The sequence below is a fragment of the Bacillus sp. N447-1 genome (assembly GCF_022701035.1).
Lineage (GTDB): Bacteria > Bacillota > Bacilli > Bacillales > Bacillaceae_G > Bacillus_A > Bacillus_A cereus.
The window spans coordinates 1183411-1206290 of sequence record NZ_CP065509.1 but is presented as its reverse complement, the minus strand read 5'-3'; the positions used below and the strand labels follow the sequence as shown (position 1 = coordinate 1206290).

Here is a 22880-nt window from a genome sequence, read left to right as displayed (position 1 = left end):
TGAATTTCATATTATACATATAGTGGAGGGGATGTACATGAAGGAGCAATATAAAATCATTGTTTTAATTGATGAGTTATCAGGGGAGAGGATTCGAAATACGTTAGACAAAAATAAATGTAAAACAATAGTTCATGTTGTAGACGTTTCAGATGTTGTTCGTATAGAAAGTTCTTTTCAATATATAGTCATTTGGAGAGGGGACGCAGAAAAACTTACAAATGACTTGATAAATAGGGGCGTGCAAAGTTCAAAAATTATTAATTTAACAAAATACATGTATGAATGGAAGGATAAATTAATTTCTATCTATCAAATAAATCCGGATCTTATGTCTTTATACATTTCTATGAAAAAAGCAAAGAGTGATCCGACGTATGAATTGTTTGCTACCGGTTTGTCTTATCCACATTGTGGCATAAGTACGGAGCTTCTCTCAAAAAAGTCAATAAAATTAACACTTCCATCGCAAGATCTATACTATGATTATTTAATAGCGTCACAACTTTTATCAAACAATCATTCATTTCAATATTGTTTAATAGGAATAGCTTATTTCTCGTTTTACTTTGATATGTCGTTATCATCTGAATCATATAGAATTCACAAAGTATATTATCCATTGTTTCAAGATGGTCATCATACTGTAGTTCATTCTCCTCTACCCACTGATGGATTCTCACATCTAAATACTCCGAAACCACTTCTTTCTATTTTTAATGTGCATTTTGAATATATTTTATTAGACGAACTAAAAGATGAATCATTGACGCTGCCTTGGATAAATGCTGAATGGAATACTACTTCTCTTCATATTCCTTTTGAAGAACACGGGAAAATAAGAGCAGCTTCACATGCTAAATTGGCGTATCCTCATACTTTAGATGAAAATAAAATGATTTTTAAGAAATATTTAGAATTACTGTTAAAAAACGATATAAAGCCATTAATTGTTGTGTTCCCTGTTACTTCACATTATTTCAATTGTAGTAGTAAGAAATTAAAAGAAGATTTTTATAAAGTTATAAATGATTTTCAAACTCAATATTCTTTTCAAATTATAGATCTATTTGATTCGCCATTATTTTGTGACGATGATTTTTATGATAGTGATCATATGAATAAAAAGGTGCAAATAAAATGTCCGCATTATTAAATATGTTTATTCAGGAACGAAAAGTATGATATTTTGTTTCCTGTTTGCATAAAAGTATATAGGCTCCATACAGTTAAAGTAATGTGATTTTTGTGTCGCGTATATAAATAATATGCGAAGAGGTGAGAGAGTTAAAATGAGAACTCGTATTGAAAGAACTGAAGAAATGGTAGAGCAACTTCCGTTGGTAAGTGTATTAATTCCTACGTACAATCGTCCTCTTTACTTTGAAAAGGCGTTATGTAGTGTGTTAGAACAAACGTACCCTAATATAGAAATTATAGTTGGAGATGACAGCACGAATGATGAAACAGAAAAAGTGTTACAAAAATACTTATGTGATCATTCAAATATTATTTATATAAAAAATAGATCAACTCTCGGACAATTTGAAAATGCGCTAATGTTATTTAATGAAGCGAACGGTGAATATATAAATTTTTTAATGGATGATGATGTATTTCATGTGAATAAAATTGAAAAAATGATGAAGTATTTTTTCAATGATTTAGATAATGAAATTAAGCTTGTAACATCTCATCGTCAAGTCATTGATGATAAAGGGAAAGAACTGCGACATATTTATTCGACTGTCCGTTTATTTGAAGAGGATACCATTATAGAGGGAACAGAATTAGGAAATAAGGTAATTGTGGATCAAAAAAATTATATTGGAGAACCGACAACAGTTTTATTTCGTAAAAATGATTTACAAGAACCATATGGGATTTTTGATAAGAGGCGGTATTTATGTAACGTAGATATAGCTTCATGGTTATCTTTATTAAGTAAAGGAAAAGCAGTATATATAGCAGAGACACTGAGTTACTTTCGATTACATCCAGATCAACAGTTAAATGAATCTAATAAAATGATGGATGGGTTAGAAGATTTTTCACACAGTATTATAGCAGGAGAACAATATGGTTTCTTATCCACCGAAAAAGAGTTAGACAAAGCGATAACTAATTTTCTAGATTATGCAAGAAGGATAGTTCCATCATCGATATTATATACATTAGACTATTACCAAAAAATTAGAGCGAAGAAAATAAACATAGAAAAGAAAAACAACATATAAATAATAATTCTTCATTACCGAAAGTAAGTATACTTATTCCTGCATACAATAGACCTTATTACTTGGAATTAGCACTCAACAGCGCTTTGAATCAAACATATGAAAATATTGAAATTATTATTTCTGACGATAGTACAAATAATGAAGTCAATGCTATGATTCAACCGTACTTACGTGAATATGAGTGTATTACATATGTTAAAAATGAAACGCCGTTAGTTGCCGAAAACTTTAATAAGTGTGTAGAACTTGCGAATGGGGACTATATAAACTTTTTATTAGATGATGATTTATTTCATCATGAAAAGATCGAGAGAATGATGAAATACTTTTTGACGTTAGAAAATATTTCATTTGTGACGTCATATCGTGAACTGATTGATGAGAATGGAGAGATATTACCACCTTCAACATTAAATATGAAAATCGCGAAAGAAACTACACTTTTTGAAGGAAAAGAATTAGGAAATTATATGTTAAAAAACTTAAAAAATGTAGTTGGTGAGCCGACAACTGTTTTGTTTAATCGGGATTTGTTTGACGGGAAGTTTGGATATTTTAAAGGAAAGGCTTATTCTGCTATTAATGACATTGCAACTTGGCTAGATATGATGAGGAAAGGAAAAGTAGTTTATATGCAAGAACCTCTTAGTTATTTTAGACAACATAGTGGACAAAATCAAAAACAAATGCATTTTATTTTAATGACAATTGAAGAGTGGATTGAATTAATTATAGATGCATATAATAGTGGATTTTTAAGCTCCGAAAGTGAGTATAAAGAGAGTTTATCTTATTGTTTAGAAAATGCGGGATTTATAGTTAAGGATGCAGTAAGAAATGGCGAACTAGATCAAATTTATAATGAAAAGATAAAAAAAGGGTTAAACAAGTTAGTTGCTCATATGTTTGAGAAAGAATCTTGTTATTGTCAATATTGCAATCAACAATTTGAAAAATTTTCACCTTGGCCAGCGCATTATGATTTTCCGAAATATAAATTTGAGATGTGGAATAAAGATACAGGGATATGTCCAGTTTGCAATTCGATGGATCGTGAAAGATTGTATCGTGCGTACATTGAAACGGAAACGGACTTGTTAAATAGAAACTATACAATGCTTCATATTGCACCTGAAGCGAAGTTAAGAGATTGGTTTAACGAGTATAAAAATATTACGTATGTATGTGGTGACTTAGAACCAAAGGATCCATTAATGAAGGAAATTGATGTTACAAGGATTACATATGATAGTAATACTTTTGATGTAATATTATGTAGCCATGTGTTAGAACACGTTCCTGATGATGACAAAGCAATGCGAGAGTTATATAGAGTGTTAAAGCCAAATGGATGGGGAATTATTCAAGTACCGATCGTAATGAATGTAGATTTTATTATAGAGAATGAATTAATTGTAACACCACAATTGAGGAAATTAGCTTTTGGTCAAGAAGATCATGTGAGAATTTACAATCAATCGGGATTTATTCAACGATTAATGAATGCAGGATTTAAGGTAGAATTATATAACATAGCGGAAAAACAAGGAATGAAAGGTGCTAGGAAATTTGGATTATCTGAAACAGATATGCTCTATATTGTACGAAAATGATAGGAAGGAATAGATAGATATGGAGAATATTCCTTTTTTACGTGCTTCAACTGTACCTGTAAGTGAGTATTTGGACGAATTGAAGGAAATTGATACATCTCACATATATACGAATTATGGACCTATAAATCAACGTTTTGAGGAAACAATTATGTCGTCATTTTTTCAAAACAGGGGAGCTGTTACAACAGTAGCAAACGCAACGTTAGGGTTAATGGCGGCTATTCAACTAAAGAAAAGAAGAAAGGGAAAGTATGCTCTCATGCCTAGTTTTACATTCCCTGCGACTGCCTTAGCCGCTATTTGGTGTGGATTGGAACCGTACTTTATTGATATTTCAATAGATGATTGGTATATGGATAAAACCGTACTTTTGGATAAGATAGAAGAATTAAAAGAAGAGGTTGCGATTGTTATCCCGTACGCCACTTTTGGATCATGGATGAACTTAGAAAAATATGAAGAATTAGAGAAGAAGGGGATTCCGGTTGTCGTAGATGCGGCGCCGGGATTTGGTTTAATGAATGGAGGGATGCATTACGGTCAAGATTTTAGTGGAATGATCGTATATAGCTTTCATGCAACAAAGCCTTTCGGAATTGGTGAAGGAGGGCTCATATATAGTAAAAACGAAGAAGATATACAACATATTAAAAGAATGGGGAATTTCGGATTTGATAAAAATCGTGAATGCACGATGATGGGGTTTAATTGTAAACTGTCTGAATACGCAGCCGCTATTGGGATTGCGACTATAAAAAAGTGGGATCAAAAATTAAAAGAACGCAGCCGTATTTCTGAATGGTATAAACAGTTGTTACAAAATACTGGGTTAATGAAAAAAGGGTGGAAAGTCCAAAAGACAGAAGCAGTTATTCACCAATTTATGCCTATCATTTGTCCAGAAGAAGTTCGCAACATACAAGTAATAGAAGAACTGAAAAAACAGAAAATAGAAGCTAGATTATACTTTTCACCATCTTGCCACCAACAAGTTCTTTTTAAAAACTATAAGTCTACAGATTTAACAAAGACGAATAAAATAGCAAAACGAATCGTAAGTTTACCTTTATGGGAAGGAATGACGAAAGAACTAGTAGAGCAAATTGTAATCTGTTTAGAGCAGAGGGTGGTGTCGGTAGATGAATAGTTTTTATAGTCAAGAAGAACTAAAGCAAATTGGATTTTTATCTGTTGGGAAAAATGTATTGGTTAGTAAAAAAGCAAGTATATATAATCCGAGTGCTATATCAGTTGGCAATCATGTAAGAATTGATGATTTTTGCATTTTAAGTGGTAAAATCACAATTGGAAGTTATTCGCACATATCAGCGTATACAGCGTTATATGGAGGGGAAGTTGGGATTGAAATGCATGATTTTGCAAACATCTCAGCTAAAACAATCGTATATGCAGTACTTGATGATTTCAGTGGAAATACATTAATGGGGCCAACCGTCCCGAATCAATATAGGAATGTGAAAGCAGAAAAAGTTATTTTAAAAAAACATGTGATTATTGGTGCCAATTCTATTATTTTTCCAAATGTAATTGTAGGAGAAGGTACGGCAGTCGGCGCGATGAGTATGGTAAAAGAGAGTTTAGATGATTGGTATATTTACGCTGGAATTCCCGTAAGGAAAGTAAAACCTCGTCAAAAAAAGATGCTAGAGCTAGAAATTGATTTTTTAAAAAGCATTCATTCTTAACAAAAAAGAATGAATGCTTTTTATTTTTATCCCGCTATTTGCCGATAAAGATTCGACTGGTGAGGGCTAATTAAAGTTTCACTTTATGATAGAGCAGAGTGTATCTTAACTTATTATGTTTTAAATTTTGCTGACCAAGGCAATACTGAGCCATAGTGAATGTAAAGTTGGAGGGCGAGCGTATATGTTTGATGAGGATGGGATTGTTTTAATTATGGAACCAGCTGATGAAAGAAACTTGAGGAGATTTATTTTTTCAGTGCCAAAGTCAGTGTATGAAAAGAAGGGGCTTACATTACACTATGGAACAGCTATAGGACAAGGATATATGGATATAATTGAAGATATTATAAGCGTACATATAGAAATAGATGTTGTAACGATAATAGGGCATGTAAGAGGATAAATAGCTATTTGAAAAAGGTTATAAACAATTTAGCTAGAAGTTATGTATAGAGAAAATTACAGACAATGATAAAGACGAAGGGGGTCTAAAATGAAAATAAAATCAATTTTATTAGTATTTATAGTTTCAATTGGTTTAATGGGATGTTCAATAGTGGAAGAAGGAAAGAACTCCATAGATTATGCTCAAAAGGCGACAGACTATGTAAATGAAATAAGTGCATTTGCAAATGATGCACCAGCATTAGCAGAAAAGGCCGTTAATGATAGCGAGGCTCGAAAAGAATTAGAAACGAAGCTTAGTGAAATTAAACAAGATATACCCGCATTCAATGAATTAACGCCACCTGATGTAGCAAAGGATATTCATCAACAAATCGTCGGATATAACGAAAAGTTAAATGCGTTAATTGATACGGCGATGACAAAGATAGAAGAAGGAAAAGTGGATGTAGAGCAATTTAAAAACTCCGAGCTTATGCAGACGGTAGATCAAGTTCGAGATTTGAAAGATAAAGTGCAAAATTTAGGTCAATAGTAAAAAGCTCCGTTTGTGATAAACGGAGCTTTTTACTATTGGATACAATAAACGATTACACCAACGATAATAATCATGTTGCCGATGAGTTTACGTTTCGTTATTTTTTCTCCCAGGAAATACCAACCGAAAATTAATATGATGATATAACTTAAGGATTCTAATGCTGATGCTTGTTTTAATGCCATGCCCTTCATGGCGATAACATTTAATCCGGCGTTAATTACAAATAAAGAGTAGCCGATAATAACATAAGGATTCACATATTCTTTTATTCTAGAATCGTATTGTTGCAAAGTAGCTTTTTTTAATAATATTTGTGAGTAATTAGCTAAAATTATCCCGAAAATAAATAATAACATATAACTATTCATCTTTTGTCACCACCACAATTCCGACGATAATAATAGCTGCACCAAGTAAATGATTCCACTGAATCGTATCTCCAAATAGAAATACTGACCAAAGCATTGACCACAGTATAATAATCCCGCGATGTGAATATGCTTTTGAAATTTCGAAATGTTTAATTACTTGTTGCCATAAAATTGCATATCCGAATAAAAGTATAACTAATCCGAAATAAGCAACAAAAAATGAGATGGAAGCAATGGGGAATTTAGCTGCCCATTTCATGTAAACCATAATGATAGAATATATCAAAAAAGCTACATGTAAAAATACGTAATTTTTAATAGTTGGTTTCATTTATTCACTCTCTTTTGCATATAAATATATATTTATACCTAATTTTTCTAGTGTTAGATATTGGAACATATTTTGTTTAATCTTTCACATTCCAAATTATATAGTATCATGGCTTTTATTGTAAAACAATAGAAGCTATGCATTCATTTTTTCCAAGGTTCTACAATGTGTATCGTTTTATTTGTTGCATCCAACTCTACTTGAACACCGATAGGCATGGTAATCATTGGATGTGTATGACAACAATCGAAGTCAGCTAGAAAAGGAATTCTTTGATTTTGAAGTACTTCTAGTAGTATTTCAAAAGGTTTTCGATTTGTACCACAATCATCAAATTGCTCATGTTTTCCAAGAATGATACCTGAAATTTTATCGAATACATCGTTAATTTTAAGTAATGAAAAGCTTCTTTCAATAGTAGCTGCATCTTTTGAACTGTCCTCAATGAAGAGAATGTCGCCTTCTTGAATATGTGGCATATAGGGGCTACCCCAAATTCCTTGTATCGTGTTTAAATTCCCGCCAATAATACGCCCAGTAGCTTTTCCATCAATTACTGAAATCCAATCGTTTGGTCGGAGTTCTTTCTCCTTTGTCTTTTCTTCCCAATTAATAAATTCATCTGACCAAAATAATGGTTGTTTTATATGATAAGGAAGAGAATGATCATGTAGTAAAGTTTCAGCGAAATATTTGTATGTGCAATCAACAAAAGGTTCAAATTCGCCAAAGGAAGGGACGAGAGCTGGTCCATAAAATGTAGGGATTCCTGTTTTGGTGTAAATTGCTAGTAATAAAGCAGTTGCATCTGAATACCCAATCATTATTTTAGGGTTCTTTAGAAAAGCATCATAATCAATATAAGGTAATATTGAATTTGAATTCATCCCACCAATTGTTGACATAATACAAGAAATATTAGGATTTCTTATTAAGACATTTAGCTCCTCAGCACGCTCTTGTATACTACCAGAACGATAAAAATCATATCGACCTGTTAATGAACCTTCTAATATATGAAACCCTTTCTGTTGTAAGTAAGATTTTGCTCGTTCAAATCTTTTTGGAGAAGTGTAGGTTACTGGTGAAGAAGGGGAGTAAATCCCAACTGTGTCTCCGTATTTTAATGATTTTGGAAGTAGCATTTGTATGAATCCCTTCTATTAAATAGTTTATCTCGCTATTTGACGGGTAGCCTGATTGGTGGGGCTGATTAAAGTTTCGCTTTATTTACGAGATTTTATTATTAAATATTCTTACGTTTCAATATTGTAAGTTTAACATAAATAAATTAAAATAATCATTGCTGTACTATGAATAAATATACCTTTTACCTTGACTGTATAAAGGAATTGTTGATAAGGTTAAATGTGAGTGTATAAAAGGTTTGCTAAAGGAGTTTTGAAATGAATCGGTTAAAATGGGGAAGGATGACAGTCCTATTAGTCATTATTTTAGGGATATGTTGGTTCTTATTCCAAGGAAATCAAAAGAGCGTAGCGAATGTAGAGGGACAACCTTTGCAAGTGGCAGAACTACCTAAAGCAGGATTTACTGAAAAAGTAGTCCCGCCAAAGTACATCCCACCAGAAATTAACGCAAAAGCAGCTATGATTATCGATGCGAGTGATGGAGATATTATTTATCAATATAATGAAAATGAAGCTTTTGCACCGGCTAGTATGTCTAAGATGATGACAGCGTATCTTCTACTAGAGAGTATACATAACGGGAAAGTTCGCTGGGAAGATCCAGTGAAAATAAGTGCGAAGGCGGCACAAACAGAGGGAGCGAGAATCCCAGTACAAGTTAATGACACATTAACTGTTAAAGATTTATATCATGCATTAATGATTGAGTCAGCTAATAATTCAGCTGTGGCTTTAGCAGAACATATGGCAAAATCGGAGAAAGATTTCGTTCAGCTTATGGATGCAAAAGCGAAACAGTTAAAAATGTCGGAACATGCTAAATTTGCAAATGCTTCTGGATTACAAGAGCCAGATGGAAGTGAAACAAAAATGACGGCTGGTGATGTAGCACAATTGGCATATCATCTTATAAAAGATTATCCGGAAATATTAGAAGTGACTCACTTACGTCAAAGTCAGCTAGCATTTAATAATATTAATGTTATAAGCACAAACGACATGTTAAATAAAAATAATAAAAGTTTATATATAGAAGGAATGGACGGACTAAAGACTGGATTTACAGATAGTGCAGGATACTGTTTTACTGGGACTGCAAAGCAAGGCGATAATCGAATTATTACAGTGGTCATGGGGACATCAAGTAAAACAAAACGTTTTACAGAGACAAATAAGTTAATGTCGTATGCATTTGGATTAGTTAATTAAGTAAGTAAAATACGAATCTAGATCGCTACATAAGTAAGACTGTTTGTTGTTACTAATTTTAGATAACAACAAACAGTCTTTTTATTTTCATTTTAAAAAGGAAAAAGGCTCTAAATACAAGTGTTATCATTTGAGTTTATTTGTTGCTGTGATATTATAAAGTTATAAGCTTATTAATAATAAGTTTGAGGGGGCGTAATATGATATATACATATGAAATAGCCTCAATTGAAAATTGGAGGGAATTATGATGGCAAAAGATTTTTACTCAGCAATTGAAGACAGAAGATCTATTTATGCAATTAGTAAAGAGCAAGTAGTTTCTGATGAGAAAATTCAAGAAGTGATTTATCATGCTGTAAAACATACACCTTCAGCTTTTAATTCTCAAAGTGCTCGCGTTGTTGTTTTATTAGGAGAACAACATGATAAATTATGGGATATTACGAAAGAAACGTTACGAAAAATTGTACCTGAAAATAGCTTTGCACCTACTGAAGAAAAAATGAATGCATTTAAAAGTGGTTATGGAACGGTTTTATATTTTGAAGACAGTGAAGTAGTGGAAAGCCTTCAAGCTAACTTTGCATTATATAAAGATAATTTCCCAACTTGGTCTCAGCAATCATCAGGAATGTTACAATTTGCAATTTGGACAGCTTTAGAAATTGAAGGGTTTGGTGCTACGTTACAGCATTACAATCCGCTGATTGATGAAGAAGTGAGAAAAGAGTGGGATGTTCCAGAGAATTGGAAACTTATTGCGCAAATGCCATTTGGTAAACCGGTAGTACATGCTGGTGAAAAAGAATTCCAACCGCTAGAGGACCGTGTGAAAATTTATAAATAATTTAAAAAGGTGAACAGGAATATAACCTGTTCACCTTTTTTTATACGTAATAAGGGTTTTTTTGTCCGGCATTTTTCATCTGATTTTTTAATTCATTTTTACGTGTTTCAATAGCTGATACTTTTTGTAATGTTATCATTGAAACGAATTGAATAAAAGCATAGTATAGCTCTATATTTTTTTGTATTGGATCATCTATTATATTTCTCACAAATATGCCTCCTCTTTTTATTCCAATAAAAATCCGCATTAACGGGCAGCCCGAGTGGTGAGGGTTAAAAATTAGCGGAGGATGTATAAAACCCTTACCGATTAAAGTTTCATTTTATAAAATGAAACTTTAATCAGTTCGCTAAAATTCTTTTTTATTAAGATATGTATATAATACTATAAACATCCTATAAATTCCATTATCGGAAAAAGAGAACAGTTGGTATAGTGTGTGTTTTCTTTAAAGGAGAAATGGCTTTTGTGAAATAAATCTTACAATTCGTCAAATTATTTCAAAATTGTAGATAGTATAGAAATTTAGTTTTCTAAAAATATTATACTATTGATAAATAGAGTGATTTTGTCATGATGAAAGTATACTTTATGTAAGGAGCTTTATAAGGAAATACATACTTGAGTTTGTATTAGGTTAATAGAATTTTTATAATAGATAGAAAAGGGATATTTTATATTAAAATATTAAATAGAATGTCGAATTTTTATGTGATATATAAGAAATTTGAAAAACCATTGCAAAAACACTATGTTTAATGATAAAGTTCACATGAAGTTCACACGGATTTCACTTTGTTCATTTAAAATGAACTACGTGTGAAAAATAAAACTCTTGCTAAAAAATGGAACTGGATGAATATTTTACTTTGATAATATTGTAAAGTATTAAAGTTTTAAGTTTTTTTTTAAGAGGATAGTAGGGAAAGGAAGTAAAGACAACTTATGAAAAAAGTAATTGCAGGTTTAGCAGCAGCTTCTGTAGCTGGCGTTGCAGTTCCAGGAATGGATTCTGCTCATGCACAAGTTTCAAATGAAGCGCTAAAAGAAATTAATGGACAAACTCAAACTCAAACGACTGTAACTGAAACAAAAACTGTAGAAACAACTTCTGAATTAAAATACACAGTAACTGCTGATGTATTAAATGTTCGTTCAGGTGCTGGTACAGGACATAACGTTATTTCTAAAGTGAAATCAGGCCAAGTGCTACAAGTAGTTGGACAAGAAAATGGTTGGTTCAAAGTAAACGTAAATGGTCAAACAGGTTATGTAAGTGGTGACTTCGTAACGACTGGTGGCAAAACAGAAACGACTGTTCAACAAGGAACAGGTACTTACACAGTAAACGTTTCTTCACTTAACGTACGTACAGGCCCAAGTACATCTCATACAGTATTAGGTTCTGTAAACAAAGGTAAAACAGTACAAGTTGTAGGTGAAGTACAAGATTGGTTTAAAATCAACTTCAATGGTGGAACTGGATACGTAAGCAAAGACTTCGTAACAAAAGGTGGTTCTGCTGTATCTAACGAAACAAAACAACCAACTACAAACAACAATACTACAACGGTTCAAACTGGTGGTTCTTATGTTGTTAACACTGGTGCTTTAAAAGTACGTACAGGCCCAGCTACATACAACGCTGTAATCGGTGGAGTAACAAATGGTAAAGTATTAAACGTTACTGGCGCTGAAAATGGTTGGTACAAAATTAACCATAACGGCCGCACAGGTTACGTAAGTGCAGACTTCGTTAAGTTTGTAAAAGGTGGAGTAAACAACGTTACAAATAACGTTCAACAACCAACAACAGGTGGAAATACATCTTCAATCGCTGGATTCGCTAGATCATTAAATGGTTCACCATACAGACCTTCTGGTACAACACCTGCTGGTTTTGACTGCAGTGGATTCATTCACTACGTATTAAATAAAACTGGTCATGAAGGCAAACGTCAAACAGTTGCTGGATACTGGAGCTCTAAAACAAAAACTAGCAATCCACAACCAGGTGATTTAGTATACTTCCAAAACACTTATAAACCAGGACCTTCTCACATGGGTGTTTACTTAGGAAACGGACAGTTCATTAGTGCTGAAACAACTGAAACTGGCGTACGTATTAGTTCAGTAAGCAACTCTTACTGGAGCAAGCACCTTTTAGGTTACACAAAAGCATACTAAGAAAAAGTAGTTTTATATACTTTTCGTATAGAGAAAAGGCTTTCCAAGGAAACTTGGGAAGCCTTTTTATAGTTAAATAAATTGGAAGTGTAATAGTTTTTATTTTAACTTTCCATTTAAAAATCGATCATATAAGTCATGGAAATAGTTAGGACGAAATAAGTTCGCTGCATGTCCTGCTAAAGGTATTTCCTTATATAAAACGTTGGGTAAAATAGATTTTAAATCAAATAGGCAAGATTTATAGAGATGATCATGCTCTCCCATTACCCATAGTATAGGGTGAGGAAGTGATTTTAATTTAGATTTTAAATCGAATTCTAACCGATGTCGTAATGACTGGGCAATTATGGATGAATGTAATTGTAATCCGAAACGGTAGTAAATATTTCTTGAAATGACTGCGAACGGATTTGCTTTTAGTATACCGCTTGGAAAAATAGTATTTGCGTATTGAGAAAGCCATTTAGAGTATTCATCTCCTCGCTTCTCCCAAAAATTTTGAAATACATTATATAAACGAGAAGGGTTATTGTAATGTCCTCCAATATGACAAATACTTAATACTTTTTCTGGATGCATTTGTGCAAAAATTGTAGAGATGTAACAGCCGTAACTTAGCGCACAAATATGTGCTTTTTTAATACCTTCTTGTTCATATAAGTTTAATAATTGATCTACGAGGCGCTGTAATGAAAAGTCGATTGCTTCTCCTTTATCATCACCGTGACCTAATAAGTCATAAGTTATAATGTTGTAGGAGGCAGAAAATCGTTTTTGCTCTTTTTTGAAGGCGCGACGATTGCCAACTAATCCATGAATAAAAATAATTGTTTCCTTTTCAGAATGTATATTTTTTTGCAAAAAGGATACTCCTTTCACTAACTGGAGATTTATATCGTGTTGTAAATTATTTATCTATAATTTACATAGAATAATATTAAGTACCAGGTAATAATATCAGATGTTTATATCTGTTGTAAAGATGAGTTTTTATGTATATTTTGTAAAAATAGAAAAAGTGTGTTTACATTCAGTTTACATTTGTATCGTATTCTAATTTTAGAAAGAACAGTTTTGTTTAACACGAGGAGATGAACAGGAATGGAAGTTAGAAATGAAATGAAGAAAAAAGGGAGTTGGAGGCAGTTTTTACGCCTTATTCAAGATACAAATCCTCCGAAAGGAATTTTAGTTTTTGCGTTATTAATGAGTTTGCTTTCTACGGGAGCGAGTTTATTTATTCCTATGCTTACAAAAGGATTAGTAGATAATTTTTCGCTTTCTTCAATTAGTGCAGGACAAATTGTTGGATTAGTTGCTTTCTTTGTAATGCAAACTATTGCGGCAGGGTTGTCTATATATTTACTAAATTATATTGGGCAGAAGATTGTAGCGGGACTAAGAGAACGTTTGTGGAAAAAGGTACTTATCTTGCCGGTATCTTATTACGATCAAAATAGAACAGGTGATACAATTAGCCGTATGACGAATGATACAGGTGTAGTGAAAACGTTAATTTCTGAGCATTTGTCAAACTTATTAACAGGTGGTATTTCAATTGTTGGATCGTTAATTGTATTATTTGTTTTAGATTGGAAAATGACTGCGTTACTTTTAACGGTTATTCCGTTGTCTGTATTAATTTTAGTTCCACTTGGACGAAAAATGTATAAGATTTCAAAAGCGCTTCAAGATGAAACGGCATCTTTTACAAGTGTGTTAACGCAAGTGTTATCAGAAATTCGTTTAGTGAAATCTTCAAATACAGAAAAAAGAGAATATGAAACGGGTAACACAGGTATACAAAAGTTATTACAATTTGGTTTGAAAGAAGGGAAAGTGCAAGCATTAATTTCGCCAGTTATGTCGTTTGTTTTAATGGCACTACTTGTTATTATCGTAGGATATGGCGGGATGCGAGTTTCTAGCGGTGCATTAACAACCGGTGAACTTGTAGCGTTTATTTTGTATTTAGTTCAAATTGTAATGCCGATGAGTCAATTATCTATGTTCTTTACACAATTCCAAAAGGCAATTGGTGCAACGGAAAGAATTAGTACGATTTTAGAATATGAAGTAGAAGATCATGAAACTGGTGTGAAAGTGACAAATGCTAAGCAACCGATTGTTCTTGAAAATGTACATTTTGAGTATAACGAAGAAGAGCAAGTTTTGAAAAATATTGATTTCACAATTGAATCTGGAAAAGTGACAGCAATTGTAGGACCAAGTGGTAGTGGGAAAACAACGTTATTCTCATTACTGGAACGTTTTTATGAGCCAACTAGTGGTGCCATTAAATTAGGAAAAGAATCAATTACGAGTTATTCATTAGAGTCATGGCGACGTCAAATCGGTTACGTATCACAAGATAGTCCGTTAATTGATGGAACGATTCGTGATAATATTTGTTACGGCGTTGAGGGCGAAGTAACGGATGAAGAAATTGAAAAAGTAGCTGCAATGGCATATGTTGATGCGTTTATTCATGACTTACCAAACGGTTATGCAACAGAAGTTGGAGAACGCGGTGTGAAGCTTTCTGGAGGACAAAGACAGCGAATTGCTATTGCCCGAGCGTTACTTCGAAATCCGCAAATTCTTATGCTCGATGAGGCAACTTCAAGCTTAGATAGTAAATCTGAGTCTGTCGTTCAAAAAGCATTAAATAACTTAATGAAAGGCAGAACAACATTAGTGATTGCACATAGACTTTCTACTGTTGTAGATGCAGATAAAATTATCTTTATTGAAAAAGGGAATCTTACAGGTAGTGGTACGCATGATGAATTATTACGTACACATGACATGTATCGTGAGTTTGCAACGCAGCAATTGAAAATTAAAGAGGGTGCATTATAAAATGAATCATCAGTGGGATTTTACTCCACTGATGATTCATTTTTAAAAAATATATTAGATGCTAAGTAGAAAGGAAATGGTTCCTTTGATACCTAAAATTTTAATAGTAGACGACGATCCACACATTAGAGAACTCGTTTCTGTATTTTTAGAACGAGAAGGTTTTCAAACATATGAGGCAATTGATGGAGTAGATGCACTTCAGAAAATGGATGACGTAAAAGTCGATATGGTTATTCTTGATATCATGATGCCAAATATGGATGGATTTGATGTATGTTTTGAATTAAGAAAATACTATGATATCCCGGTTCTGATGCTAACTGCCAAAGGAGAAACATCACAAAAAGTAAAAGGATTTCACCTTGGGACAGATGATTATCTTGTAAAACCATTTGATCCTATAGAACTAGTAGTGAGAGTAAAAGCATTATTGAAACGTTACCAAATTACAGTTTCGCAATCGATTCAAGTTGGAAATGTATTATTAAATCGTAAAACATTCGAAGTTACATGTGGAGAACAAACGGTTACGTTACCGTTAAAAGAATTTGAGCTGCTCTTTACTTTAGGGTCTAAATCGGGAAGAACTTGTTCGAGAGAGCAATTAATTGAAGAAATATGGGGATATGATTTTGAAGGGAATGAACGTACACTAGACGTTCATATTAATCGATTACGTGAGAAGTTTCAAGAAGAGCAGTCGAAATTTAGTATTAAAACAATAAGAGGATTAGGGTATCGCTTAGAGGTAAGTAAATGAGAAAAAGAAAACGAATGAGTAAGTTGAAGATGCTGAAAGTATTTGGAGCGGTATTAGCGCTCTTTTCTTTTCTTACTGTCATTTGGTCTATCGCATTTTATGTAGCAACTAGTTTATTGAATGCTTTTGACGTAAACGTATCGCCGTTTGTTGCCTTTCTAATTAGTGATATGGTCGGTTTTGTCTTTATTATTCTTATTTGGACATTGATTGGAATATTAATGAGACCAAAACGAGAGGCGATGATTTGGACTATTATTGAACCGATACAAAAAATTGCAAAAGGAGACTTCTCCGTAAAAATAAGAAATGAAGAAAAGTATGATGGTGAAATTGGCGTGCTCGTAAAAAGTATAAATGATATGACAGATGAACTGAATACGATGGAGAAAATGAGACAAGAGTTTGTATCGAATGTTTCTCATGAAATACAGTCACCGTTAACTTCTATAAAAGGATTTGCTAGAGCACTACAAGACGATAATCTTTCTGAGGAAAAAAGAAAGCATTATCTGACCATTATTGAAACTGAAACAACGAGATTATCTAAACTAAGTCAAAATTTACTAAAGCTAACTCTTTTAGAATCAGAAGAGTATACACCAGAAAGAGTGAGCTATCGATTAGATCAACAATTAAAGCAAATTGTGTTAAATAGTGAACCACTCTGGGCTGAAAAAGAAATTGAGTTAGAACTAGATTTAGAAAAAGTATATGTTATTGCTGACCAAGAAAGTATGAGTCAAGTGTGGATTAATTTAATTCATAATAGTATTAAATTTACTCCAAGCGGTGGTACGATTACTATTCAGTTAAAGGAACATGAGACAGTAGTGGAAGTGCGTATCCGTGATTCAGGAATTGGTATATCAGAAGAACAGAAACAACATATTTTTGAGCGTTTTTATAAAGCGGATTCTTCACGAAATCGTGCCTATGGAGGAAGTGGCTTAGGTTTAGCTATTGTAAAGAAAGTACTCGACCTTCATCATGTGGAAATAAAAGTTGAGAGTGAGGAAGGAAAAGGTACTGAATTTATTGTGCGTATGCCAAATCATGAAGAGAAATAGTGTTAGAAGGAGAACCTTCTAACACTATTTCTCTTTAAAAATGCATTTACCGTTACTGCAATTATATTGATAAGCTTTTCCTTCGCTATTCATACGATATGAGTAATCGGATTCTTTATCTTTCTTAAAGTCAACGTATGCTTCCACACCGTTTTTATCGTCATCTATATCAATGAATTGAACGTATCGTATAGAATAATCTTTCTTTTCTCTTAAACCTATTCCTTGCAAGTTTGTATGAATACCATCTACTAACTGGTCAAACAACGACCAGTTTAAATTAAGATGTTCAAATGACTCAGTATGTCTTCCTAAAATACCGTTGTCTTGTATTATTTTTTTATTATCATCGTATGTATAAGAGTAGGTGAAATATGGTTCGTCTTTATATACTACTGTTGCATAATAGCCAATATTATAAAGGGAGTATATTTTCCGGTTATGTTTTGTATTTCTTCTTGCTTATAACCTTTTTAATATGGAGATAATGGCTAGTATCTTTTCTATTACTTTATAATTTAGTGGGTTACCAAATATAAAGTACAGTGCAAACAATATGATACATAGTCCGACTGCAGTTAGTAACAAGAACCATTTTTTCTTTTCATACTCATACACTCTCCTATGCTGGATTTGTTTTTATTTTACATGAATAATGGTAAAAAAATGAAACTTATAAATAAAACCTTTCTATAGTTACCTACAAGTAACCTACGCACATGAAAGTGCATCATTGCCTTTTTACATAAACATAGATACAATTTTAATATAATACATAACTGAGATGATTAAGGAGTGTTATACTTGGCAGAATTATTACAAGGTAAAAATGCTTTAATTACAGGAGCAGGTAGAGGGATTGGTCGCGCTGTAGCAATCGCATTAGCGAAAGAAGGCGTAAATGTAGGCTTATTAGCTCGTTCAGAAGAAAACTTAAAAGCTGTAGCGAAAGAAGTAGAAGCAGAAGGTGTAAAAGCTGTTATTGCAACTGCTGATGTTTCTTCATACGAAGAAGTAACAACTGCGATTGAAACGTTAAAAAATGGTTTAGGATCTATCGATATTTTAATTAATAACGCTGGTATTTCTAAATTCGGTAAGTTTTTAGAACTAGACGTTGCTGATTGGGAAAAAATCATTCAAGTAAACTTAATGGGTGTATACTATGCAACTCGTGCAGCTTTACCGAGCATGATTGAACAACAATCTGGTGATATCATTAACATTTCATCTACAGCAGGACAAAAAGGCGCACCTGTAACAAGTGCATATAGTGCTTCTAAATTTGGTGTCCTTGGCTTAACAGAATCGTTAGCGATGGAAGTTCGCAAACATAACATTCGTGTAACAGCTTTAACTCCAAGTACAGTAGCAACTGATATGGCTGTAGATTTAGGATTAACTGATGGAAACCCTGATAAAGTAATGCAAGCAGAAGATATTGCAGAATTTATCGTAGCGCAGCTGAAATTAAATAAACGTACATTTATTAAATCTGCTGGGCTTTGGTCTACTAATCCATAGGAATTAAATTTAACTTTAAAAGAAGGGATATCTATTCTATAAGGGGTAGATGTCCCTTCTTTATTTTTTTTATTCAAGACAGAATTTTCGGTATAATTAAAAGTGAATGGTAGAAAGCATTGGTAAATTGAAAGGAATGGCAGTTGTAAAAGAGTGATGTAAGGAGGGAAAAGGAATGAAAAAGAAGTTTCAAAAATTATAACGTGTAGCGTGTATAACGAGACTAGCTCGTGGACCTCCAATATACATAACACTATATTGTATATTAAAAAATTGGAGGCTATAAGTAGATGAGAACTGAAAAAGAAATGTTAGATTTAATTATAAATACAGCAATAGAGGATGAAAGAATTCGAGCTGTCATCATGAATGGATCGCGTGTAAATCCAAATGTGAAAAGAGATTGTTTTCAAGACTATGATATTATGTATGTTGTAAATGATATACAATCTTTTACGTCTAATCATAATTGGATTCATAGATTTGGAGAAATAATGATTGTACAAATGCCAGAAGAAATGTTGTTAGTTCCACCGGATGAAGACGGGAAGTTTCCATATTTAATGCAGTTCATGGATGGGAATCGGATTGATTTAACGCTAGTTCCAGTTGAGTTAATAAAAAAGTTCGTTGGACAAGATAGTTTAAGTAAACTGCTTCTTGATAAAGATAATTGTCTGGAAGAATTCCCGCCAGCAAGCGATAAGGATTACTTAATAAAAAAGCCTACAGAAAAAGAGTTTTTAGATTGTTGTAATGAATTTTGGTGGTGTAGTACGAATATCGCAAAAGGGTTATGGCGAGAGGAACTTTCTTATGCAAAAGGAATGCTTGAAGGACCAGTGCGAGATATGTTCATCGTAATGCTAGAATGGCATATTGGTATGAAAACAGACTTTACAGTTAATACAGGGAAGTTTGGAAAGCATTTCGAGCAATATATTGAAGAAGATATGTGGGAGCAATTTAAAAGGACATTTTCTAATGCAGAATATGAAAATATATGGGAGTCATTCTTTGTTATGGGTGATTTATTTAGGGAAGTGGCGAACGAAATCGCTAACACATATGAATATCAATATCCGCAAGATGAGGATGATAAAGTGACGAACTATTTAAAACATGTGAAAGCTTTGCCAAAAGATAGTACATCAATTTATTAATAATATAAAGTAGTAAGGCTTTCCTAATTAAGGACAGTCTTATTTTTGTTTATGAATAACAATTTCTCTAACAAAGTGCAGATGAATCACATATGAAAATTTAGGGAGGTTTTTTATCATGTATTATTTTTATTCGCCAGAAATGTTTGCTCCATATCAATGGGGACTAGAACGAGATGTTTCGTATGCTTATATGCCATATAACTCATTTTATTATGGAGACTATATAAACTCATTGCCATACGCATATATCCCTCAAAATTATGAAGTACAAATGAAAGCAGATGATCGTGGATCGTGGACACCATTTTCATGGGTTGAAAAATATGCGTACGCATTTTCAGGACCGTATAATAAAGCGGAAGTCGCTCTTACATTTGATGATGGACCAGATTTAGAATTCACGCCAAAAATTTTAGATAAGTTAAAACAACATAATGTAAAAGCTACTTTTTTCTTACTTGGTGAAAACGCAGAAAAATTTCCGAACATAGTAAAGCGTATTGCAAATGAAGGGCATGTAATTGGTAATCATACGTATAGTCATCCGAACTTAGCGAAAGTAAATGAGGATGAGTACCGTAATCAAATTATAAAAACGGAAGAAATATTAAATCGTTTAGCTGGTTATGCACCGAAGTTTATACGTCCGCCATACGGTGAAATACTTGAAAATCAATTAAAATGGGCCACAGAGCAAAATTTTATGATTGTACAGTGGAGTGTTGATACAGTTGATTGGAAAGGTGTGAGTGCTGATACGATTACAAATAATGTGTTAGGGAATTCATTTCCTGGAAGTGTCATCCTCCAACATTCAACACCAGGTGGGCATTTACAAGGATCTGTTGATGCACTAGACAAAATCATTCCGCAGTTAAAAACGAAAGGGGCACGTTTTGTAACACTTCCAAGTATGTTCCAGACATCAAAAGAAAGAAAGTGAATGTGTTATAAATTGGAAAAATAAGGGTTGTGTCGTATAATGAAAGTGTAAGTTAGGGGGGGATATAATTGATTGATGCACTAGTAAACATAGGAATAAGCATATTGATTGGTATTATTTTTATACTTGCGGCAATTATTCTTCAAAAAAATCCACCGACCGATATTAATGCGGCATATGGTTATCGTACGAAACGATCTATGAAAAATAAGGAATTATGGGATGCGGGTAACAGGTATAGTGCAGAAGTGATGAAGCAAAACGGATTTATCATGATGTTAATTGGAAGTGTTATTAGTATACTGTTTAGATATCCACATACAATAATAGCGATTATAGTGGTTATGCTGTTATTAATCATTCGTTTATTTATACAAGTAGAGAGTAGATTAAAAATCCTTGAACAATAATAAAAAATAGGACTCTACGCAATATTATGCTAGGAGTCCTATTTTATTTATAAACTATTATTTTTTAATAATTCTTTTCCTTGCTCTATAACAAATTCATAGTATGCAAGATCATACGGATAAATATCTTCAAATGTTATCGTAATCGGTGTATTGTTTAAGACTGAAATAGTCGTTAAAGATGAAATCTCTCCTTTTAATAGTTGTAGAAAAGAAGTTGCATGTACTTTCATCACATCGTCTACTTCTTCACCTGGTGCGAATGGAAGTGGATTGATGACGTTGTGAAAATACATATGACAAAACTCGCGATCAGTAAGATTTGAAATTTCATAATCTATTTTAAAGATTCCCTTGTATGTTAAATCATTAGTTTGAAAGGAAAGCCCTAATTCTTCCTCAATTTCACGAAGACCACCAATTTGTACATCTTCATCATGCATAATATGTCCAGCTGAAGTAATATCCCATATACATGGAGCTTCTTTTTTATTTTTAGAGCGTAACTGGAAATATAAGAATATATCTTTAGCATCTTTTTCTACAAACCAACAGTGAAATGTTTCGTGCCAATCACCGTCACGATGCACTTCATCGCGTAATTTCTTCCCAAGTGTATTTCTTTCAGAATCAAATATTGTTAACCACTCTGTCATTTTAATTCCCCTTTCTGCAAATTTTATTATACAATATTCGTATTGAATTTTGGGAAAATAAAGAAAAAGGGGCGATTATAAGTGAAGATAGAGCGTATGGAAATAAAATCGATTATTTCAACAGAGGAAGAGTTACGAAAAATATTGGGGCAGCCAAGTGAGCGAGCATTGAAAAAAGTTATTTCATCATTAGACCACCATTGTGTAGATTTCCTTTCTAAATCTCCTTTTCTAGTATTATCTACTGCAAATAAGTTGGGGGAGTGTGACGCCTCGCCGAGAGGAGACGCACCTGGATTTGTATACGTACTCAATAATAATAAAATTATCATTCCAGAAAGACCAGGAAATCGTCGTATAGACTCCATTTTGAATATTATTTCAAATCCACGTGTAGGACTAATCTTTTTTATTCCAGGTCTTGGGGAGACACTCAGAATAAATGGCCGAGCGTATATTACAAACGACGAAGAAATTTTGAAAGAAATGCAGGCGAATGGACGCAATCCGTTACTTGGAATTGTTGTTGAAATAGAAGAGTGTTACATTCATTGTGCAAAAGCGTTTATTCGTTCTAAGATGTGGGAATCAGAATCTTGGTTAAATAAAAAAGAGTTACCTTCAGCAGCAAAAATGTTGCTGGAGCATGCGAAAGTGAATACTTCAGAAGAAGATGTTGCACGTTCTTTAGAAGAAAGTTATACAAAAAGATTGTATTGAAAATTTTATTGATATAGCTTTGTAGAGCGGATGTGTACGGGTTTTAGAATGGGGGATTTATCCCGCATTAACGGGCGGTAAGACCCCTACCTCAAAATTCAGCGAAAACAAAGAAGTCAGGTGGGGATCAACTGCCCGTAAAAGCCCGAT

21 protein-coding genes and 3 pseudogenes are annotated in these 22880 nt (G+C 33.1%); 17 read left to right on the top strand and 7 right to left on the bottom strand.

The window, feature by feature from the left end; translation table 11 throughout:
- The first annotated feature begins 37 nt into the window (after nucleotides 1–37).
- The 6 genes and pseudogenes from IQ781_RS06015 to IQ781_RS05990 all read left to right on the top strand — a co-directional run bounded on the left by IQ781_RS06015 (nucleotide 38) and on the right by IQ781_RS05990 (nucleotide 6505).
- A pseudogene (locus IQ781_RS06015) lies at nucleotides 38–1185 on the top strand (hypothetical protein).
- Between the two features lie 107 nt (nucleotides 1186–1292).
- Nucleotides 1293–3853 (top strand): annotated as a pseudogene (locus IQ781_RS06010) (glycosyltransferase).
- Between the two features lie 19 nt (nucleotides 3854–3872).
- Nucleotides 3873–5003 (top strand): DegT/DnrJ/EryC1/StrS aminotransferase family protein, encoded by a 1131-nt coding sequence (locus IQ781_RS06005; protein WP_242808251.1) that lies wholly within the window; start codon nucleotides 3873–3875, stop codon nucleotides 5001–5003.
- Nucleotides 4996–5562, top strand: coding sequence for an acyltransferase (locus tag IQ781_RS06000; protein WP_001084193.1), 567 nt, complete (start codon nucleotides 4996–4998; stop codon nucleotides 5560–5562). Before IQ781_RS06005 ends, IQ781_RS06000 begins: the two co-directional genes overlap by 8 nt.
- Before the next feature lie 184 nt (nucleotides 5563–5746).
- Complete coding sequence (locus IQ781_RS05995; RefSeq protein ID WP_000459099.1) at nucleotides 5747–5968, top strand: hypothetical protein; 222 nt, start codon at nucleotides 5747–5749, stop codon at nucleotides 5966–5968.
- Nucleotides 5969–6058: 90 nt separating this feature from the next.
- The gene (locus IQ781_RS05990) at nucleotides 6059–6505 is read left to right on the top strand and encodes a DUF6376 family protein (RefSeq protein ID WP_000695199.1); all 447 of its coding nucleotides are present in this window, start codon (nucleotides 6059–6061) and stop codon (nucleotides 6503–6505) included.
- A 35-nt stretch (nucleotides 6506–6540) separates the two neighbouring features.
- Here the strand turns inward: IQ781_RS05990 and IQ781_RS05985 are convergent, their stop codons facing one another.
- From IQ781_RS05985 to IQ781_RS05975, 3 genes are all read right to left on the bottom strand, one after another.
- Nucleotides 6541–6879, bottom strand: a complete 339-nt coding sequence (locus tag IQ781_RS05985) for an EamA family transporter (RefSeq protein ID WP_001089868.1) — start codon at nucleotides 6877–6879, stop codon at nucleotides 6541–6543.
- Complete coding sequence (locus tag IQ781_RS05980) at nucleotides 6872–7213, bottom strand: EamA family transporter (protein WP_000805125.1); 342 nt, start codon at nucleotides 7211–7213, stop codon at nucleotides 6872–6874. The genes IQ781_RS05985 and IQ781_RS05980 overlap by 8 nt, the downstream gene beginning before the upstream one ends.
- A 143-nt stretch (nucleotides 7214–7356) precedes the next feature.
- Nucleotides 7357–8358, bottom strand: coding sequence for a S66 family peptidase (locus IQ781_RS05975; protein ID WP_100650812.1), 1002 nt, complete (start codon nucleotides 8356–8358; stop codon nucleotides 7357–7359).
- A gap of 261 nt (nucleotides 8359–8619) precedes the next feature.
- Between IQ781_RS05975 and IQ781_RS05970 the strand changes: the two genes are divergently transcribed.
- Both IQ781_RS05970 and IQ781_RS05965 read left to right on the top strand, forming a co-directional pair.
- Complete coding sequence (locus tag IQ781_RS05970; protein ID WP_017656797.1) at nucleotides 8620–9573, top strand: D-alanyl-D-alanine carboxypeptidase family protein; 954 nt, start codon at nucleotides 8620–8622, stop codon at nucleotides 9571–9573.
- 247 nt (nucleotides 9574–9820) lie between these two features.
- A complete protein-coding gene (locus tag IQ781_RS05965; RefSeq protein WP_171287435.1) occupies nucleotides 9821–10423 on the top strand; it encodes a nitroreductase family protein in 603 nt (200 codons plus the stop codon).
- A 40-nt stretch (nucleotides 10424–10463) separates the two neighbouring features.
- On the opposite strand, the gene IQ781_RS05960 is transcribed toward IQ781_RS05965, so the two are convergent.
- Entirely contained in the window at nucleotides 10464–10634 is a 171-nt protein-coding gene (locus IQ781_RS05960; protein ID WP_001244279.1) for a hypothetical protein, read from the bottom strand.
- Nucleotides 10635–11371: 737 nt separating this feature from the next.
- Between IQ781_RS05960 and entFM the strand changes: the two genes are divergently transcribed.
- Nucleotides 11372–12613, top strand: a complete 1242-nt coding sequence (entFM, locus tag IQ781_RS05955) for an enterotoxin EntFM (protein WP_242808250.1) — start codon at nucleotides 11372–11374, stop codon at nucleotides 12611–12613.
- Between the two features lie 99 nt (nucleotides 12614–12712).
- Here the strand turns inward: entFM and IQ781_RS05950 are convergent, their stop codons facing one another.
- Nucleotides 12713–13477: an alpha/beta fold hydrolase gene (locus IQ781_RS05950; protein WP_100650816.1), complete on the bottom strand. Its 765-nt coding sequence runs from the start codon at nucleotides 13475–13477 to the stop codon at nucleotides 12713–12715.
- Nucleotides 13478–13717: 240 nt separating this feature from the next.
- On the opposite strand from IQ781_RS05950, the gene IQ781_RS05945 reads away from it, so the two are divergent.
- From IQ781_RS05945 to hitS, 3 genes are all read left to right on the top strand, one after another.
- Nucleotides 13718–15478 (top strand): ABC transporter ATP-binding protein, encoded by a 1761-nt coding sequence (locus IQ781_RS05945; protein ID WP_065382156.1) that lies wholly within the window; start codon nucleotides 13718–13720, stop codon nucleotides 15476–15478.
- Nucleotides 15479–15563: 85 nt separating this feature from the next.
- A complete protein-coding gene (gene hitR / locus IQ781_RS05940) occupies nucleotides 15564–16241 on the top strand; it encodes an envelope stress response regulator transcription factor HitR (RefSeq protein WP_025710347.1) in 678 nt (225 codons plus the stop codon).
- Entirely contained in the window at nucleotides 16238–17311 is a 1074-nt protein-coding gene (gene hitS / locus IQ781_RS05935; RefSeq protein WP_139256975.1) for an envelope stress sensor histidine kinase HitS, read from the top strand. Before hitR ends, hitS begins: the two co-directional genes overlap by 4 nt.
- A 24-nt stretch (nucleotides 17312–17335) precedes the next feature.
- Here hitS and IQ781_RS05930 read toward each other — a convergent pair.
- A pseudogene (locus IQ781_RS05930) lies at nucleotides 17336–17899 on the bottom strand (DUF3139 domain-containing protein).
- Nucleotides 17900–18115: 216 nt separating this feature from the next.
- On the opposite strand from IQ781_RS05930, the gene IQ781_RS05925 reads away from it, so the two are divergent.
- The 4 genes from IQ781_RS05925 to IQ781_RS05910 all read left to right on the top strand — a co-directional run bounded on the left by IQ781_RS05925 (nucleotide 18116) and on the right by IQ781_RS05910 (nucleotide 21354).
- Nucleotides 18116–18835, top strand: coding sequence for a 3-ketoacyl-ACP reductase (locus tag IQ781_RS05925; RefSeq protein ID WP_000818985.1), 720 nt, complete (start codon nucleotides 18116–18118; stop codon nucleotides 18833–18835).
- Nucleotides 18836–19125: 290 nt separating this feature from the next.
- Entirely contained in the window at nucleotides 19126–19998 is an 873-nt protein-coding gene (locus IQ781_RS05920) for an aminoglycoside 6-adenylyltransferase (protein WP_001258500.1), read from the top strand.
- Nucleotides 19999–20116: 118 nt separating this feature from the next.
- Nucleotides 20117–20944, top strand: coding sequence for a peptidoglycan-N-acetylglucosamine deacetylase (locus IQ781_RS05915; RefSeq protein WP_000291199.1), 828 nt, complete (start codon nucleotides 20117–20119; stop codon nucleotides 20942–20944).
- A gap of 71 nt (nucleotides 20945–21015) precedes the next feature.
- On the top strand, nucleotides 21016–21354 hold the full coding sequence (locus IQ781_RS05910) for an SdpI family protein (protein ID WP_025118474.1): 339 nt from the start codon (nucleotides 21016–21018) through the stop codon (nucleotides 21352–21354).
- Nucleotides 21355–21401: 47 nt separating this feature from the next.
- Here the strand turns inward: IQ781_RS05910 and IQ781_RS05905 are convergent, their stop codons facing one another.
- A complete protein-coding gene (locus IQ781_RS05905; RefSeq protein WP_000141376.1) occupies nucleotides 21402–22010 on the bottom strand; it encodes an NUDIX hydrolase in 609 nt (202 codons plus the stop codon).
- 81 nt (nucleotides 22011–22091) lie between these two features.
- Here IQ781_RS05905 and IQ781_RS05900 point away from each other — a divergent pair, with 81 nt between their 5' ends.
- Nucleotides 22092–22730, top strand: a complete 639-nt coding sequence (locus tag IQ781_RS05900; RefSeq protein ID WP_065223528.1) for a pyridoxamine 5'-phosphate oxidase family protein — start codon at nucleotides 22092–22094, stop codon at nucleotides 22728–22730.
- The last annotated feature ends 150 nt before the right edge of the window (nucleotides 22731–22880 follow it).